The organism is Sphingobium sp. B2D3C, from assembly GCF_025961835.1.
Taxonomy (GTDB): domain Bacteria; phylum Pseudomonadota; class Alphaproteobacteria; order Sphingomonadales; family Sphingomonadaceae; genus Sphingobium.
Genome location: NZ_JAOQOK010000001.1, coordinates 791,352 through 805,630 on the forward strand (window position 1 = coordinate 791,352; position 14,279 = coordinate 805,630).

Annotated in this window: 18 protein-coding genes; 15 read left to right on the forward strand and 3 right to left on the reverse strand. The window is 62.8% G+C overall.

The window, feature by feature from the left end:
* The first annotated feature begins 3 nt into the window (after positions 1-3).
* Entirely contained in the window at positions 4-936 is a 933-nt protein-coding gene (gene xrtV / locus M2339_RS03615) for an exosortase V (RefSeq protein ID WP_264587473.1), read from the forward strand.
* Between the two features lie 18 nt (positions 937-954).
* Here xrtV and M2339_RS03620 read toward each other — a convergent pair whose 3' ends face one another.
* Positions 955-1,203, reverse strand: a complete 249-nt coding sequence (locus M2339_RS03620; protein ID WP_264578577.1) for a YdcH family protein — start codon at positions 1,201-1,203, stop codon at positions 955-957.
* A gap of 199 nt (positions 1,204-1,402) precedes the next feature.
* Between M2339_RS03620 and efp the strand changes: the two genes are divergently transcribed.
* The 3 genes from efp to M2339_RS03635 are packed head-to-tail and all read left to right on the forward strand — an operon-like array spanning position 1,403 to position 3,202.
* Entirely contained in the window at positions 1,403-1,966 is a 564-nt protein-coding gene (efp, locus tag M2339_RS03625; RefSeq protein ID WP_181560089.1) for an elongation factor P, read from the forward strand.
* Positions 1,966-2,328 (forward strand): hypothetical protein, encoded by a 363-nt coding sequence (locus M2339_RS03630; RefSeq protein WP_264587472.1) that lies wholly within the window; start codon positions 1,966-1,968, stop codon positions 2,326-2,328. Before efp ends, M2339_RS03630 begins: the two co-directional genes overlap by 1 nt.
* A 49-nt stretch (positions 2,329-2,377) precedes the next feature.
* Positions 2,378-3,202, forward strand: a complete 825-nt coding sequence (locus tag M2339_RS03635) for an inositol monophosphatase family protein (protein WP_181560087.1) — start codon at positions 2,378-2,380, stop codon at positions 3,200-3,202.
* Positions 3,203-3,319: 117 nt separating this feature from the next.
* Here M2339_RS03635 and bfr read toward each other — a convergent pair whose 3' ends face one another.
* Together bfr and M2339_RS03645 are read right to left on the reverse strand one after the other, a co-directional pair.
* Entirely contained in the window at positions 3,320-3,799 is a 480-nt protein-coding gene (bfr, locus tag M2339_RS03640; RefSeq protein WP_181560086.1) for a bacterioferritin, read from the reverse strand.
* A gap of 163 nt (positions 3,800-3,962) precedes the next feature.
* Entirely contained in the window at positions 3,963-4,193 is a 231-nt protein-coding gene (locus M2339_RS03645) for a bacterioferritin-associated ferredoxin (RefSeq protein WP_264587471.1), read from the reverse strand.
* Between the two features lie 214 nt (positions 4,194-4,407).
* Here M2339_RS03645 and M2339_RS03650 point away from each other — a divergent pair, with 214 nt between their 5' ends.
* From M2339_RS03650 to nuoI, 11 genes are all read left to right on the forward strand, one after another.
* Complete coding sequence (locus tag M2339_RS03650; RefSeq protein ID WP_181560085.1) at positions 4,408-4,782, forward strand: NADH-quinone oxidoreductase subunit A; 375 nt, start codon at positions 4,408-4,410, stop codon at positions 4,780-4,782.
* Positions 4,773-5,339, forward strand: a complete 567-nt coding sequence (locus M2339_RS03655; protein WP_181560084.1) for a NuoB/complex I 20 kDa subunit family protein — start codon at positions 4,773-4,775, stop codon at positions 5,337-5,339. The genes M2339_RS03650 and M2339_RS03655 overlap by 10 nt, the downstream gene beginning before the upstream one ends.
* A 10-nt stretch (positions 5,340-5,349) precedes the next feature.
* A complete protein-coding gene (locus M2339_RS03660) occupies positions 5,350-6,237 on the forward strand; it encodes an NADH-quinone oxidoreductase subunit C (RefSeq protein WP_264587470.1) in 888 nt (295 codons plus the stop codon).
* Complete coding sequence (locus M2339_RS03665) at positions 6,237-7,472, forward strand: NADH-quinone oxidoreductase subunit D (RefSeq protein ID WP_264585343.1); 1,236 nt, start codon at positions 6,237-6,239, stop codon at positions 7,470-7,472. The genes M2339_RS03660 and M2339_RS03665 overlap by 1 nt, the downstream gene beginning before the upstream one ends.
* Before the next feature lie 11 nt (positions 7,473-7,483).
* Positions 7,484-7,846: a nuclear transport factor 2 family protein gene (locus M2339_RS03670; RefSeq protein WP_264574893.1), complete on the forward strand. Its 363-nt coding sequence runs from the start codon at positions 7,484-7,486 to the stop codon at positions 7,844-7,846.
* A complete protein-coding gene (locus M2339_RS03675) occupies positions 7,843-8,034 on the forward strand; it encodes a hypothetical protein (RefSeq protein WP_181560082.1) in 192 nt (63 codons plus the stop codon). Before M2339_RS03670 ends, M2339_RS03675 begins: the two co-directional genes overlap by 4 nt.
* Entirely contained in the window at positions 8,027-8,692 is a 666-nt protein-coding gene (locus M2339_RS03680) for a complex I 24 kDa subunit family protein (protein ID WP_264587469.1), read from the forward strand. The genes M2339_RS03675 and M2339_RS03680 overlap by 8 nt, the downstream gene beginning before the upstream one ends.
* Positions 8,692-10,032 carry an NADH-quinone oxidoreductase subunit NuoF gene (nuoF, locus tag M2339_RS03685; protein ID WP_264587468.1) on the forward strand — a complete coding sequence of 447 codons (1,341 nt, stop codon included), beginning with the start codon at positions 8,692-8,694 and terminating at the stop codon, positions 10,030-10,032. Before M2339_RS03680 ends, nuoF begins: the two co-directional genes overlap by 1 nt.
* Before the next feature lie 709 nt (positions 10,033-10,741).
* Positions 10,742-12,754 (forward strand): NADH-quinone oxidoreductase subunit NuoG, encoded by a 2,013-nt coding sequence (gene nuoG / locus M2339_RS03690; protein ID WP_264587467.1) that lies wholly within the window; start codon positions 10,742-10,744, stop codon positions 12,752-12,754.
* Positions 12,751-13,797, forward strand: a complete 1,047-nt coding sequence (nuoH, locus tag M2339_RS03695) for an NADH-quinone oxidoreductase subunit NuoH (RefSeq protein WP_264573153.1) — start codon at positions 12,751-12,753, stop codon at positions 13,795-13,797. Before nuoG ends, nuoH begins: the two co-directional genes overlap by 4 nt.
* Positions 13,794-14,276: an NADH-quinone oxidoreductase subunit NuoI gene (gene nuoI, locus M2339_RS03700; protein WP_264570750.1), complete on the forward strand. Its 483-nt coding sequence runs from the start codon at positions 13,794-13,796 to the stop codon at positions 14,274-14,276. The genes nuoH and nuoI overlap by 4 nt, the downstream gene beginning before the upstream one ends.
* Positions 14,277-14,279: the final 3 nt, after the last annotated feature.

Below are 14,279 nucleotides of genomic sequence, written 5' to 3' on the forward strand. Positions count from 1 at the left end.
CCAATGGCGACGAATGCACCTGTGATTACCGAAAAGAAAACCCGTTTCGAGCTGCTGAACTGGTTGATGGCCAACCCTGTTCTGGGGGCGGGTATCCTCGCGGTGCTCGTTCCGACGCTGTTGCTCGTCGCGCGGGAAAGCTGGTCGACGGAGCAGGGCGCGCATGGTCCCATCGTCCTGGCGACCGGCTTGTGGCTGCTGTGGCGGGAATGGCAGAATGCTGAGGCCGTCGCGCGCCCGGCGCCGGGGCTTCCCATTGCCATTGCCTTTGCGATTCTCCTGCCGCTCTACTTCGTTTCGCGTGTCAGCAACATCGTCGAGACAGAGGGCTTTCTCATGTATGGCCTGGTCGTCGCGGCGCTGTTCAGCGCCATCGGCTGGGAGGCGCTCAAGCGGCTCTGGTTCCCGCTCATCTACCTGCTGTTCGTGCTTCCGCCGCCTGAGACGCTGGTGGCCATGGTCACCAATCCGCTCAAGATCATGCTGTCCGAATCCGCCGTCGGCTTCCTGTATCTGGTCGGTTATCCGGTCGCTTCGTCGGGCGTTACCATTCAGGTCGGCCAGTATCAGCTGCTTGTCGCGGAGGCCTGCGCGGGCCTCAACTCGCTCATCTCGCTCTCCGCCATCTCGCTATTCTACGTCTATCTGCGCCACCACGCCAATGTGCGCTACGCGCTGCTGATGATCGTGGCGATCGTGCCGGTCGCCGTGTTCGCCAATTTCGTGCGGATCGTGCTGCTTGTGCTGCTGACCTATCATGGCGGTGAGGCAGCGGCGCAGGGCTTCCTGCATGATTTCGCCGGGCTGACCATGTTCATGACCGCGCTGATCACCATCTTCGCGATCGATCATCTCTTCGGGCTGCTGTTCCCGCGCCTGAAGGGCAGCAAGAGCGATCCCGTCGCGAAGCCAGCGGCCGAGCCCGCCCAGCCTTAAGGCCAGGCGCGGCGTACCTCAGCTACGCTGCTGGGCGATCAGGGTCGACATGTCGTCCAGGATCGCCAGCCTCTCTTTTTTGAGGTCCTCCAGATGCTCGTCGCAGGCCGGCTCGATATCGGTTTCGATCCGGTAGATCTGGCGCGTGAGCAGGTGGTGGCGCTCGGCAAGGGTGCGGAAATGCGCGTTGTGGAGCTTCAGAGCGTGAAGCACCTCATGGTCATGCGGGAACAGGTCGTCGAGCGTTTCGCGGGTATCAAGGGTCATGTTGCTCTCCTGGGTCTTGTCCGGCTTGCAATGATCCGATCGTGCCGGACGGAACGATAGCGCGCCTTGCGCAAGATCAATTCGTCGCCCACCGCCAGCGCATGGGCGGCGGGATTGCCCGCGCCCCTTGCCGTTGCCCGTCAACACGGCTAGAGGGCGCACCGGCTCTTTCCATCCTTGAAATAGACAGGCGCGACCCATGAAGATCAGCGGCGTGGATATTCGTCCCGGCAACAATATCGAATATGAAGGCGGCCTGTGGCGCGCCGTGAAGATCCAGCACACTCAGCCCGGCAAGGGCGGCGCCTATATGCAGGTGGAGCTGAAGAACTTGATCGACGGGCGCAAGAACAATGTGCGCTTCCGCTCTGCCGAGACGGTCGAGCGCATCCGCCTCGACACCAAGGATTTCCAATATCTCTATGCCGAGGGCGACATGCTCGTCTTCATGGACACGGAGACCTATGAGCAGATTAACCTGCCCAACGATCTCGTCGGCGACGCCGCCGCCTTCCTGCAGGACGGCATGATGGTCATGCTCGAAATGTATGAAGAGCGCCCGATCAGCGTGCAGCTGCCCGAGACGGTCGAAGCGACCGTCGTCGAGGCAGACGCCGTGGTGAAGGGGCAGACCGCATCGGCGAGCTACAAGCCCGCGATTCTCGACAATGGCGTGCGCGTGATGGTGCCGCCGCACATCACCACCGGCACCCGGATCATCGTCGACGTGTATGAGCGCGAATATGTGAAGCGGGCCGACTGATGCGCCCCCTCCGCCTCGTCGCCGGGTCCGTGTTGGCCCTTTCCCTCGCCTGGTCCGCGCCGCTGCTGGCGCAGGCCAAGCCGGCCAGGCCTGCGGGGCAGCCCAGCGAAGCGCAGCTTCAGCACGCGGCGGAGAATTTCCGCATCATGGTCAGCGGTCTGCAGTCCGACAAGATTCCGCAGCCGGTGAAAAGCATTCTCTTCACCTGCGCCTACGGGAATCCGTTCAGCAAGATCAGCGAGAATACCGACAAGCTGATGACCGAGAAGAAGCTGGACCGCAAAAATCCGACCCAGGTGCTCAGCGCCATGGCGGCCGTTTGCGGTTTGCGGCCCGAGATGGTCGCACCGCCCAAGAAGTGATTTCATTCCCTGACCGGCCGCTCTTCCGCGCCGGAGGAGACAGATTGACATGGTATCCCATTCCGGCCTGTTGACGGTCATCGAGCGCGCGGCCCGCAAGGTGGCTCCGCAACTGCGGCGCGACTTCGGCGAGGTTCAGCATCTTCAGGTCAGCCGCAAGGGGCCGGCCGACTTCGTGACCGTCGCCGACAAGAAGGCGGAGGACACGCTGGTCGCCGAGCTGAGCAAGGCGCGGCCGGACTGGGGCTTCCTGCTGGAGGAAGGCGGCGAGATCGCCGGCGATCCCATGAAGCCGCGCTGGGTGATCGATCCGCTCGATGGCACCACCAACTTCCTGCATGGCATCCCCCATTTCGCCATTTCCATCGCCGTGCAGGAGCCGCATCGCTCCGGGCAGGGTTGGGGCGAGGTGACGACCGGCATGATCTACCAGCCGATCACGGACGAGAGCTATTGGGCCGAGAAGTCCCGTGGCGCCTGGCGGCATGACCAGCGCCTGCGCGTCTCGGCACGCCGCGATCTGACCGAGGCTTTGATCGCCACCGGAATTCCGTTCATCGGCCATGGCGATTTCACTGAATGGAGCCGCATCTTCGGTGCCATCGCGCCGTCGGTCGCGGGCATCCGCCGCTATGGCTCCGCTGCGCTCGACCTCGCCTGGGTGGCTTCCGGGCGCTATGATGGCTTCTGGGAGAGCGGCCTCTCGGCATGGGACGTGCAGGCCGGCATTCTTTTGGTGCGCGAGGCCGGTGGTTTCGTCACCGACTTCCGGGGTGGCGCCGAGCCGGTGGAGCGTCGCCAGGTGCTGGCCGCCAATGACGTGCTCCACAGCAAGCTCCACAAGCTGCTCGCAGGCGCGCTGCGCAATATGTGAGGCGGAACGGTCCGGCGCCGGCGACTATCGCTGCCGCCGTTTACCGGCCAACAAAAAGGGCGCCCGCTACTCGCCGTTCGGCCAGCAGGGGCGCCCTTTTTGCTTCTGGACGGCGCGTCAGCCTTCAACAGCCTCGCTGTTGAGCTGGATATAATTGGCCAGGCCCATCCGCTCGATCATCTCGAACTGCGTCTCCAGCTTGTCGACATGGTCTTCCTCGCTGTCGAGGATGTGCTGGAACAGGTCGCGGCTGACATAGTCGCGCACGCTCTCACAATGCTGGATGGCATCGCGCAGCAGCGGGATCGCCTCCAATTCGGTATCGAGGTCGGCCTTGAGCACTTCCTCGACCGTGCTGCCGATGCGCAGGCGCCCGAGCAGCTGGAAGTTGGGCAGGCCATCGAGAAACAGGATGCGCTCAGCCAGCTTGTCGGCGTGCTTCATCTCGTCGATCGATTCCTCATACTCAAACTTGGCGAGTTTCGAGATGCCCCAGTGATCGAGAAGACGGTAGTGGAGGAAATATTGGTTGATGGCGGTCAGCTCGTTCTTGAGCGCGCCATTGAGAAATTCGATGACCTTTTCGTCACCCTTCATGTTCTGTCTCCATGTCGTCAGTCGATGGAGCGGAACTAGCAGCAAAGCGTCAATAATTCACGCGAGAACGTCTCGCAACCATGGGTGCGATAGGTTCTTAATAGCGGTGCACTTCTTCGCTAATGCCAATGATAGTCAGGAAATGGAGGCTTGGCTGATTGGGTCAGGCCGTTGCCCAGGTGCCGGTCTGGCTTGGTGCACTGAGGCTGCGGCTGCAGCGCGCCCGGCAGGAGGATTGCTCTTCCACCATCACATCTTCCGCATGATCGAGGCAGATGCGACATTGCGGCGTTTTGCCGAGCGCCCGGTAGGCGCTTTCGGGACACGTCACACCCTGGCGAGCAACGCTGCGCAGTTCCTGTTCCGTGATCGCATTACAGATACAGACAAGCATGATTCGTTGATAGTGTTGTTGCGAGGCATTTGCAATCTTCGACGTGATCCAATGCGACGAATGGTTGGGCGTCCGTCCGCTCCGGGGCCCGGTGGAAGGGGCTCAGGCTCGGCTGATTTGTTGCGAATCATTCTCAGCCCGTCCAAGGGTTGCCTCGCAGGTGCAGCAGTCCTAAAGCGCCCCCATCAAAGGCTATTAAGCCTAGGGGATTCAAGTGGTCGATCTGTCGCAATATCTGCCGATCCTGCTGTTTCTGGTTGTCGCATTGGGCTTGTCGTGCGCGTTCGTGTTCCTGCCCATGGCCGTCGGCCGGCTGACGGGATCGCACAAGCCGGACCCGGAAAAGCTGAGCGAATATGAGTGCGGCTTTCCCGCATTCGAGGATCCGCGCAGTCAGTTCGACGTGCGCTTCTATCTCGTCGCCATCCTGTTCATCATCTTCGATCTGGAAGCGGCGTTTCTCTTCCCCTGGTCGGTGAGTCTGGCTGAAATCGGCTGGGCCGGCTGGGGCGCGATGATGATCTTCATTTTCGAGCTGGTGCTCGGCCTCGTCTATGCCTGGAAGAAGGGAGCACTCGATTGGGAGTAGAACTTGAACGGCCGGGCACGCTGGGCGCTCCGCTGATCGGGGTTCCGCCGGCCACGCAGCCAGATCCCGAATTCTTCAAGGCGCTCTCCACCGAGGTGAGCGACAAGGGCTTTCTTGTCACGTCTACGGAAGACCTGTTCAACTGGGCGCGCACCGGCTCGCTCTGGTGGATGACCTTCGGCCTCGCCTGCTGCGCGGTCGAGATGATCCATGTGAACATGCCGCGCTACGACATGGAGCGCTTCGGCGCTGCCCCGCGCGCGTCTCCGCGCCAGAGCGACGTGATGATCGTTGCCGGCACGCTGTGCAACAAGATGGCTCCGGCGCTGCGCAAGGTCTACGACCAGATGAGCGAGCCGAAATACGTCATCTCGATGGGCTCGTGCGCCAATGGCGGTGGCTATTATCATTACAGCTACAGCGTCGTGCGCGGCTGCGACCGGATCGTGCCCGTGGACATCTACGTCCCCGGCTGCCCGCCGACCGCCGAAGCACTGCTTTATGGCATCATGCAGCTCCAGCGGAAAATCCGCCGGGTCGGCACGATAGAGCGTTGAGGGGGCGGATATGGTGACAGCCGTTCATTCCGCACCGCGGGTCGAGCCGATCGAGGGTCTGGCCGATGCCATTCGCGCCGCGCTGGGCGATGCCGTGCTGGCGATCAAGGATGCGCATTTCGAGCTGAGCGTGGGCGTGCAGCGCGAGGCGCTGGCCGACGCGTTGCAGCTTCTGCGCGATCGCTTCGACTATCAGCAGCTCATGGAGATCGCCGGGGTCGACTATCCCGAGCGGGCCGAGCGCTTTGAGGTCTGCTATCACCTGCTTTCGGTGACCAAGAACCATCGCCTGCGCGTCAAGGTGCGCACCGATGAGGATCATGCGGTGCCGACCGTCACGCATCTTTGGCCGGTTGCCGGCTGGCTCGAGCGCGAAGTGTTCGACATGTATGGCGTGCTGTTCGAGGGCAACACGGACCTGCGCCGCATCCTCACCGATTATGGTTTCAAGGGCTATCCGTTCCGCAAAGACTTCCCGCTTACCGGCTATGTCGAGCTGCGCTATTCGGAAGAGCAGAAGCGGGTGGTCTATGAGCCGGTGAAGCTCGCGCAGGACTTCCGCAGCTTCGACTTCATGAGCCCGTGGGAAGGCGCGCAATATGTGCTGCCGGGCGACGAGAAGGCCAAGGGCGAGGCGCCGGGTGCGCCCACGCCGCCGCCACCTCCTCCGCCGCCCCCGCCTGCATCCGCTTCCCCGGACGCAAAGACGACCAAGACGACGGACAAGCCTGCGGATACCGGTGCCGGCGCGCCGGCCGACAAGGCCGCGACCAAGCAGGCCCGTGCACCGCGTGCCAAGAAGGCGGAGGTTGCGTCTGCGCCGGTGGAAGACACGCCCCCGGTGGAAAACAAGCCGAAGCGTACGCGCAAGCCCAAGACGCCCGAGGGTGACGCCTGATGTCCGAATATCTCGACAAGCTGGAGCATCTCGTTGACGACGCCGATCCGGCGCTCGGCGACACCGCGATCCAGAACTATACGATCAACTTCGGCCCGCAGCACCCCGCTGCCCACGGCGTGCTGCGTCTGGTCATGGAGCTCGAGGGCGAGATCGTGGAGCGCTGCGATCCGCATGTCGGCCTGCTGCACCGCGGCACCGAGAAGCTGATCGAGTATAAGACCTATCTGCAGGCTCTGCCCTATTTCGACCGGCTGGACTATTGCTCGCCGCTCGGCATGGAGCACAGCTATGTGCTGGCCATCGAGAAGCTGCTGAACCTCGAAGTGCCGCTGCGCGCTCAATATCTGCGCGTGTTCTTTGCGGAGCTGACGCGGATCAGCAACCACATGTTGAACCTTGGCTCTCACGTCATGGACGTCGGCGCGATGACGCCGAATCTGTGGATGTTCGAGATCCGCGAGGACTGCCTCAACTTCTTCGAGCGCGCATCCGGCGCCCGCATGCACTCGGCCTATTTCCGTCCGGGTGGCGTCCATCAGGACGTGCCGCTCAAGCTGCTCGCCGATATTGGCGACTGGCTCGATACGCGCCTGCCGCGTCTTTTCGAGGATGCGATCAGCCTGGTGGCGGACAACCGCATCTTCAAGCAGCGCAATGTCGACATCGCGGTCTGCTCCAAGGAAGACGCGCTGCGCTGGGGCTTTTCCGGCCCGATGCTGCGCGGCTCGGGCATTCCGTGGGATATCCGCAAGGCCCAGCCCTACGATGTCTATGATCGCATGGAGTTCGACGTGCCCGTCGGCACCAACTTCGACTGCTACGACCGGTTCATGGTGCGCGTGGAGGAGGTCCGCCAGTCGGCGCGGATCATGAAGCAGTGCTTGAACGAGATGCCGGACGGCCCGGTCGCTTCGCTCGATCGCAAGGTCGTGCCGCCCAAGCGCGGCGAGATGAAGCAGTCGATGGAAGCACTGATCCACCACTTCAAGCTCTACACCGAGGGCTTCCACGTGCCCGAGGGCGAAGTCTATGTGGCGACCGAAAGCCCCAAGGGTGAGTTCGGCGTCTATCTGGTGAGCGACGGGACCAACAAGCCCTATCGCTGCAAGATCCGTCCGACCGCGTTCAGCCATCTGCAGGCGATGGACTTCCTGATGAAGGGCCACATGCTGGCCGACACCACGGCCGTGCTCGGCGCGATGGACATCGTGTTCGGGGAGTGCGACCGGTGAGCCTTGCAACCATGCTGTCCGCTGACGAGCGCATCGCCATCACGCGAGAGATGATCGCCCGCTACAATCGTCAGGATGCCGACGCCTATGTCGAGCTGATGACGGACGAAGCCTGCGAGGCCAATTATCGCGGCGCCGTCGTGCGCGAAGGCAAGGAAGGGACCCGCTCGGGCCTCGCCGCCGCTTTCGCCAAATGGCCGCAGAACCATGCGGAGATCGTCGAGGCGCAGGCCATCGGCAATTATGTGCTGATGCGCGAGCATGTCACGCGCGGCCCGGCCAGCGATGGCTCGGAGCTGGTCGAACCGTTCGACGTGATCGCAGTCTATTCATTCGAGGGCGACAAGGTGTCGCGCGTGGAGTTCATTCGATGAGGGGCGACGCAACACCCGTCTGGTTGCATATCCTGGTGCTGAGCCTTGCCGGCATGGTGTTGATCGTGCTGGACCGCATGGCCGATGTTCCCGATGGCGTGGTCGCCGGGCTGGCATGCGCCACGGTCTATTTCTGGCTGACCTTCGGCGCGCCGGCCTACAGCAAGCGGATCCGCGAGAATGGCTGACGCACCCCAGATCCCCGATGAAGCCGAAGTCCGCGCCCGCTGGGGCGGCTTTGCTTGGACGCCGGAAAATGCCGAGCAGGCCAAGAAGGTCATCGCGCGTTATCCGGATGGCCGCCAGCAGTCGGCAGTGATGCCGCTGCTCGATCTCGCCCAGCGGCAGGTCGGTGCGGAGACGAACACGCAAGGCTGGCTGCCGATCCCGGTGATCGAATATGTCGCCGCCCAGCTCGATATGCCGTTCATGCGCGCCTATGAGGTCGCGACCTTCTACACCATGTACAATCTGGCGCCGGTCGGCCGGTTCCATGTGCAGGTCTGCGGCACGACGCCGTGCATGCTGCGCGGCAGCGACGATGTACTGGACGCCTGCTACAAGCGCGGCCTCAAGAAGGGCACGACCACCGCGGATGGCCTGTTCACGCTGACCGAGGTCGAGTGCCTCGGCGCCTGCGCCAATGCGCCGATGGTCCAGATCAACGACGACAATTACGAAGATCTGACCTTCGCGAGCATGACGGCGATCCTCGACGATCTCGCAGCCGGCAAGCAGCCCAAGATCGGTCCGCAGATCGACCGCCAGACCAGCGCCCCTGAGGGCGGGCCGACGGCGACGAAGGCGATGGTCACCGAGAATCATGATTATCGGGGGGAATGGTAATGGCTGACGAAACGCCCGCCGCGCCGCCGCCCTTTGTCGGCCCGCTGGAAGACAAGGACCGCATCTTCACCAACGTCCATGGCTATCAGGACTGGCGCATCGACGCCGCCATGAAGCGGGGCGATTGGGATAACACCAAAAAACTGCTCGAAATCGGGCAGGACGGCATCATCGACATCATGAAGGCCTCGGGCCTGCGTGGTCGCGGTGGCGCCGGCTTCCCGACCGGTATGAAGTGGAGCTTCATGCCCAAGGAGAGCAAGGACGGGCGCCCCAGCTTCCTGGTCATCAACGCAGACGAATCCGAGCCGGGTTCCTGCAAGGACCGCGAGATCATCCGCCACGATCCGCACAAGCTGATCGAGGGCGCACTGATCGCCGGCTTCGCGATGCGCGCGCGCGCCGCCTATATCTATATCCGCGGCGAGTTCATCTACGAGGCGAAGGTGCTCTTCGCGGCGGTGGAAGAGGCCTATGCCAAGGGCTTCATCGGCAAGAATGCTTGCGGCTCGGGCTATGATTTCGACGTGTTCGTCCATCGCGGGGCAGGGGCCTATATCTGCGGCGAGGAAACCGCGCAGATCGAGAGCCTCGAGGGCAAGAAGGGCCAGCCGCGCCTCAAGCCGCCGTTCCCGGCGGGCGCCGGCCTCTATGGCTGCCCGACCACGGTCAACAATGTCGAGAGCATCGCGGTTGCGCCGACGATCCTGCGACGCGGCGCCGGCTGGTTCTCCAGCTTCGGGCGCGAGAACAACCGCGGCACAAAGCTCTTCCAGATCAGCGGCCATGTGAACAAGCCGTGCGTGATCGAGGAGAGCATGAGCATCCCGTTCCGCGAACTGATCGATCGCCATTGCGGCGGCATTCGCGGCGGCTGGGACAATCTCCTCGCGGTCATCCCCGGCGGCTCCTCAGTGCCGCTAGTGCCGGCTGCCGAGATCATGGACGCTCCGATGGACTTCGACGGCCTGCGCGCGCTCGGCTCCGGCCTTGGCACGGCGGCGGTCATCGTCATGGACAAGTCGACCGACATCGTGCGGGCGATCGCGCGGCTCAGCTACTTCTACAAGCATGAGAGCTGCGGCCAGTGCACGCCGTGCCGCGAAGGCACCGGCTGGATGTGGCGCGTGATGGAGCGGCTTGTGCGCGGCGATGCCGAGGTGGAAGAGATCGACATGCTCTTCCAGGTCACCAAGCAGGTCGAAGGCCACACCATCTGCGCGCTCGGCGACGCAGCCGCCTGGCCGATCCAGGGCCTCATTCGCCATTTCCGCCCCGAGATCGAACGGCGCATCGCGGCCAAGCGCGGCGGCGCCCCTGTGCTGGAGGCAGCGGAGTGAGATTCGCCGGCGCCATAGCCACAACTGCTGTGACCTGCGTGGCAGGGACGCCTGTGTTCGCCCAAGGCGGAGTCTATGCTCCGACGGGGTCCAGGATCGCCCAACCCGCGCCGGCGCGTCCCTCGCAGAATAGTTCGCTTTCCAAAACCGAGATAGCTCGAACGGCAACCTACGATTTCGCGCAATGCATTGTTCGCAGAAATCGGAGAGGGACGGATGAGTTCTTGAAGCTCAAGGCATTTTCTGCGGCATCGAATAAATTGCTGGTTCGTATGTCGACCGATGATTGCCTATGGAGTGCGGACCTCCGTATGCCGTTCAATCTTGCGAGAGGGGCGGTATTCCGCTCGGCATATATGCGGGACTTCGATGGCGCTTCCGTTACGTTCGCGGAGCAGCCAGTCGATTATTCCTTGTACCAAAGTGATGACAAAAATATTTGGACCGGCAGTTATCGGGGTCTGATGGATTTTGGCTCATGTGTAGTTCGAGCGGACGCAGCGAGTGTGAAATCTTTTGTTATGTCACAGCCCGGCAGTTCGGCTGAGGATAGCGCTTTAGGCGCTGTGCAGCCTCATCTCGGACCGTGTTTTCCGGCTGGTGCCCAAGTGGCATTTAACAAAGCGTCTTTGTCCGCCGTCCTCGCTGAAGCGCTCTATCGCGAAACTGAGGCCGGACAGTCCAATAGGGCGGAGGTTCCAAACTAATCATGCCCACAGTCAAAGTAGACGGCATCGACATCGAAGTTCCCGCCGGAGCGACCGTGCTTCAGGCGTGCGAGCTGGCCGGCAAGGAAATCCCGCGCTTCTGCTATCATGAGCGCCTCTCCATTGCGGGCAACTGCCGCATGTGCCTTGTCGAGGTGAAGCCCGGGCCGCCCAAGCCGCAGGCGAGCTGCGCGCTGCCGGCGGCGGACGGTCAGGAAATCCGTACCGACAGCGAGATGGTGAAGAAGGCCCGCGAGGGCGTGATGGAGTTCCTGCTCATCAATCACCCGCTCGATTGCCCGATCTGCGATCAGGGCGGCGAGTGCGATCTGCAGGACCAGTCCGTCGCTTATGGCCGGGGCCAGAGCCGCTATGACGAGAATAAGCGGGCTGTCACCGAGAAATATATGGGCCCCATCGTCAAGACGGTGATGACCCGCTGCATCCAGTGCACCCGCTGCGTGCGCTTTGCCGAGGAAGTCGCCGGCGTGCCGGAGATCGGCGCGATCTATCGCGGCGAGAACATGCAGATCACCACCTATCTGGAGCATGCCGCCAAGAGCGAGCTCTCCGGCAATGTGGTCGATCTTTGCCCGGTCGGCGCGCTGACGTCCAAGCCCTATGCCTTCGAGGCACGGCCCTGGGAGCTCAAGAAAACGCTCGCCATCGACGTGATGGATGCTGTGGGCACCAACATCCGCATCGACAGCCGGGGCCGCGCCGTGCTGCGCGTGCTGCCGCGCATCAACGATGACGTGAACGAGGAGTGGGCGAGCGACAAGACCCGCCACGCCGTTGACGGGCTGATGCGCAAGCGGCTGGACAAGCCCTATGTTCGCAAGGATGGGCAGCTTGTCCCCGCGACATGGGACGAGGCCTTTGCTGCCATCGCTGCCGTGGCGAAGAGCGCGAACGGTTCGGTCGCGGCGATTGCCGGCGATCAGCTCGATTGCGAGACGATGTTCGCCGCGCGTGAGCTTGTCCATGGTCTTGGCGGTTCGCTGCTCGAAGGCCGCCAGGGCGGCCTCGACTATGACGTTTCCAGCCTTTCGGCGGTGAACTTCAATTCGACGCTCGCCGGCATCGAGACGGCGGACGCGATCCTGCTGGTCGGCACCAACCTGCGTTGGGAAGCGCCGCTGATCAACACGCGCATCCGCAAGGCCATCAAGAAGGGCGCCAAGGTCTGGACCATCGGGCCGGACGTGGACCTGACCTACAAGGTGACCTCGCTCGGCAATGATGCCGCGCTGCTCGCGAACCTGCCCAAGGATGTGCTTGATGCCTTCGCTGCGGCCAACCGCCCGGCGCTGATCATGGGCGGCGGTGCGCTGGCGGCCGCGGGCGTGCATGGCGCCGCACTGGCGGCGGTGAACACGCTGGGTCTCATCAAGCCTGACTGGAACGGCTTCAACGTCGTCCACATGGCTGCCGCACGGATGGGCGGGCTGATGCTTGGCTATGCGGCGCAGGGCGGGGTGAAGGCGATAGCCCAGAGCGAGCCCAAGCTGCTGTTTCTGATGGGCGCGGACGATGTGCCGTTCGACCTCTTCGGCAAGAGCTTCAAGGCCTATATCGGCCATCATGGCGACAAGGGCGCCCACGCGGCGGACGTGATCCTGCCCGGCGCGGCCTATACCGAGAAGGCTGGAACCTATGTGAACACGGAAGGCCGCGTGCAGCGCGGCGACAAGGCCGTGTTCGCGCCGGGCGATGCCCGCGAGGACTGGACGATCCTGCGCGCGCTTTCCGATGTGCTGGGCAAGACGCTGCCGTTCGACAGCTTCGAGGCACTGCGCGCGGCCATGTACGCCGCTGTCCCGGCGCTGGCGCAGGAAGGCTTGGTGGATTTCGGCTGGTCGGCCCCGTCGCTCGCGAGCAATGCGAGCGGCCCGATCAGCCTGCCGATCAAGGATTTCTATCTGACCAACGCCATCTGTCGGGCCAGCCCGACGATGAAGCGCTGCTCGGCAGAACTGGTCATGGGTGAAGAATTCGCGGAGGCCGCGGAATGACCGAGTTTTTCCAGACCTATCTGGGCACGGGCTTCGGCTGGTTCGTCGCCAACCTGATCCTCATCCTGCTCATCGCGCTGCCACTCATGCTGGCCGTCGCGATGATCATCTATGCCGACCGCAAGATCTGGGCTGCGATGGCGCTGCGCCGCGGTCCCAACGTCGTGGGCCCCTTCGGCCTGCTCCAGTCCTTCGCGGACGGCCTCAAGGTCTTCCTGCAGGAAACGATCATTCCGAGTGCGGCCAACAAGGGCCTGTTCATCCTTGCGCCGATCATCACCTTCACGGTGGCACTGCTGGCCTGGGCGGTCATTCCGTTCGATGCCGGGATGGTGCTGGCGGACATCAATGTCGGCCTGCTCTACATTCTCGCGATCAGCTCGCTCGGCGTTTACGGCGTGGTGATCTCGGGCTGGGCGTCCAATTCCAAATATCCCTTCTTCTCTGCGATGCGCGCCAGTGCGCAGATGATCTCCTATGAGGTCTCGATCGGCTTCGTGCTGATCAGCGTCGTGCTCTGGTCGGGCAGCTTCAATCTCTCGACCATCGTCGAGACGCAGCGCAGCTATTATGGCTTCCTCAACGGCCACGGCTTCAACCCGCTGCTCTTCCCGATGGCGGTGGTGTTCCTCATCTCGTCCATGGCGGAGACGGCGCGGGCGCCCTTCGACCTGACCGAGGCGGAATCCGAGCTCGTCGCCGGCTATCAGACCGAATATTCGTCGATGAGCTTCGCGCTCTTCTGGCTCGGCGAATATGCCAACGTCATCCTGATGTGCCTGCTCAACGCGCTGCTCTTCTGGGGTGGCTATCTGCCGCCGGTGGACTGGGCGCCGCTTTATATTGTGCCGGGCATCATCTGGCTGCTGGCCAAGACCTTCATCTTCTTCTTCATCTTCTCATGGGTGAAGGCGACGGTGCCCCGCTTCCGCTATGACCAGCTGATGCGGCTGGGCTGGAAGGTCTTCCTGCCGCTCTCGCTCTTCTTCGTATTCCTCGTGTCCGGGTTCCTGATGTTGACCCGCTATGGAGGCGGCGCATGATTGCGCATCTCGTCAAATCCTTCACCCTCTGGGAGTTTTTGAAGGCGCACGCTTTGACCTTGAAGTATTTCTTCAAGCCCAAGGCGACCATCAACTACCCCTATGAGAAGAACCCGATCTCGCCCCGCTTCCGCGGCGAGCATGCGCTGCGCCGTTATCCCAATGGCGAAGAGCGCTGCATCGCATGCAAGCTGTGCGAGGCAATCTGCCCGGCGCAGGCGATCACCATCGAGGCGCAGCCGCGCGACGATGGCTCGCGCCGCACGACGCGCTACGATATCGACATGGTGAAGTGCATTTATTGCGGCTTCTGCCAGGAAGCCTGCCCGGTCGACGCGATCGTGGAAGGCCCGAACTTCGAGTTTGCCACGGAAACCCGTGAAGAACTCTATTACGACAAGGCGAAACTGCTCGCCAATGGTGACAAATGGGAGCGGGCAATCGCGGCGAACCTTGCCGCCGATGCCCCCTACCGTTAAGGC

Excerpts from the sequence above, each read along its gene's own strand:
- xrtV (WP_264587473.1), top strand. The coding sequence starts at position 4 with ATGGCGACGAATGCACCTGTGATTACCGAAAAGAAAACCCGTTTCGAG.
- M2339_RS03620 (WP_264578577.1), bottom strand. The coding sequence starts at position 1,203 with ATGACCCTTGATACCCGCGAAACGCTCGACGACCTGTTCCCGCATGAC.
- efp (WP_181560089.1), top strand. The coding sequence starts at position 1,403 with ATGAAGATCAGCGGCGTGGATATTCGTCCCGGCAACAATATCGAATAT.
- M2339_RS03630 (WP_264587472.1), top strand. The coding sequence starts at position 1,966 with ATGCGCCCCCTCCGCCTCGTCGCCGGGTCCGTGTTGGCCCTTTCCCTC.
- M2339_RS03635 (WP_181560087.1), top strand. The coding sequence starts at position 2,378 with ATGGTATCCCATTCCGGCCTGTTGACGGTCATCGAGCGCGCGGCCCGC.
- bfr (WP_181560086.1), bottom strand. The coding sequence starts at position 3,799 with ATGAAGGGTGACGAAAAGGTCATCGAATTTCTCAATGGCGCGCTCAAG.
- M2339_RS03645 (WP_264587471.1), bottom strand. The coding sequence starts at position 4,193 with ATGCTTGTCTGTATCTGTAATGCGATCACGGAACAGGAACTGCGCAGC.
- M2339_RS03660 (WP_264587470.1), top strand. The coding sequence starts at position 5,350 with ATGGTGACAGCCGTTCATTCCGCACCGCGGGTCGAGCCGATCGAGGGT.
- M2339_RS03665 (WP_264585343.1), top strand. The coding sequence starts at position 6,237 with ATGTCCGAATATCTCGACAAGCTGGAGCATCTCGTTGACGACGCCGAT.
- M2339_RS03670 (WP_264574893.1), top strand. The coding sequence starts at position 7,484 with ATGCTGTCCGCTGACGAGCGCATCGCCATCACGCGAGAGATGATCGCC.
- M2339_RS03675 (WP_181560082.1), top strand. The coding sequence starts at position 7,843 with ATGAGGGGCGACGCAACACCCGTCTGGTTGCATATCCTGGTGCTGAGC.
- M2339_RS03680 (WP_264587469.1), top strand. The coding sequence starts at position 8,027 with ATGGCTGACGCACCCCAGATCCCCGATGAAGCCGAAGTCCGCGCCCGC.
- nuoF (WP_264587468.1), top strand. The coding sequence starts at position 8,692 with ATGGCTGACGAAACGCCCGCCGCGCCGCCGCCCTTTGTCGGCCCGCTG.
- nuoG (WP_264587467.1), top strand. The coding sequence starts at position 10,742 with ATGCCCACAGTCAAAGTAGACGGCATCGACATCGAAGTTCCCGCCGGA.
- nuoH (WP_264573153.1), top strand. The coding sequence starts at position 12,751 with ATGACCGAGTTTTTCCAGACCTATCTGGGCACGGGCTTCGGCTGGTTC.
- nuoI (WP_264570750.1), top strand. The coding sequence starts at position 13,794 with ATGATTGCGCATCTCGTCAAATCCTTCACCCTCTGGGAGTTTTTGAAG.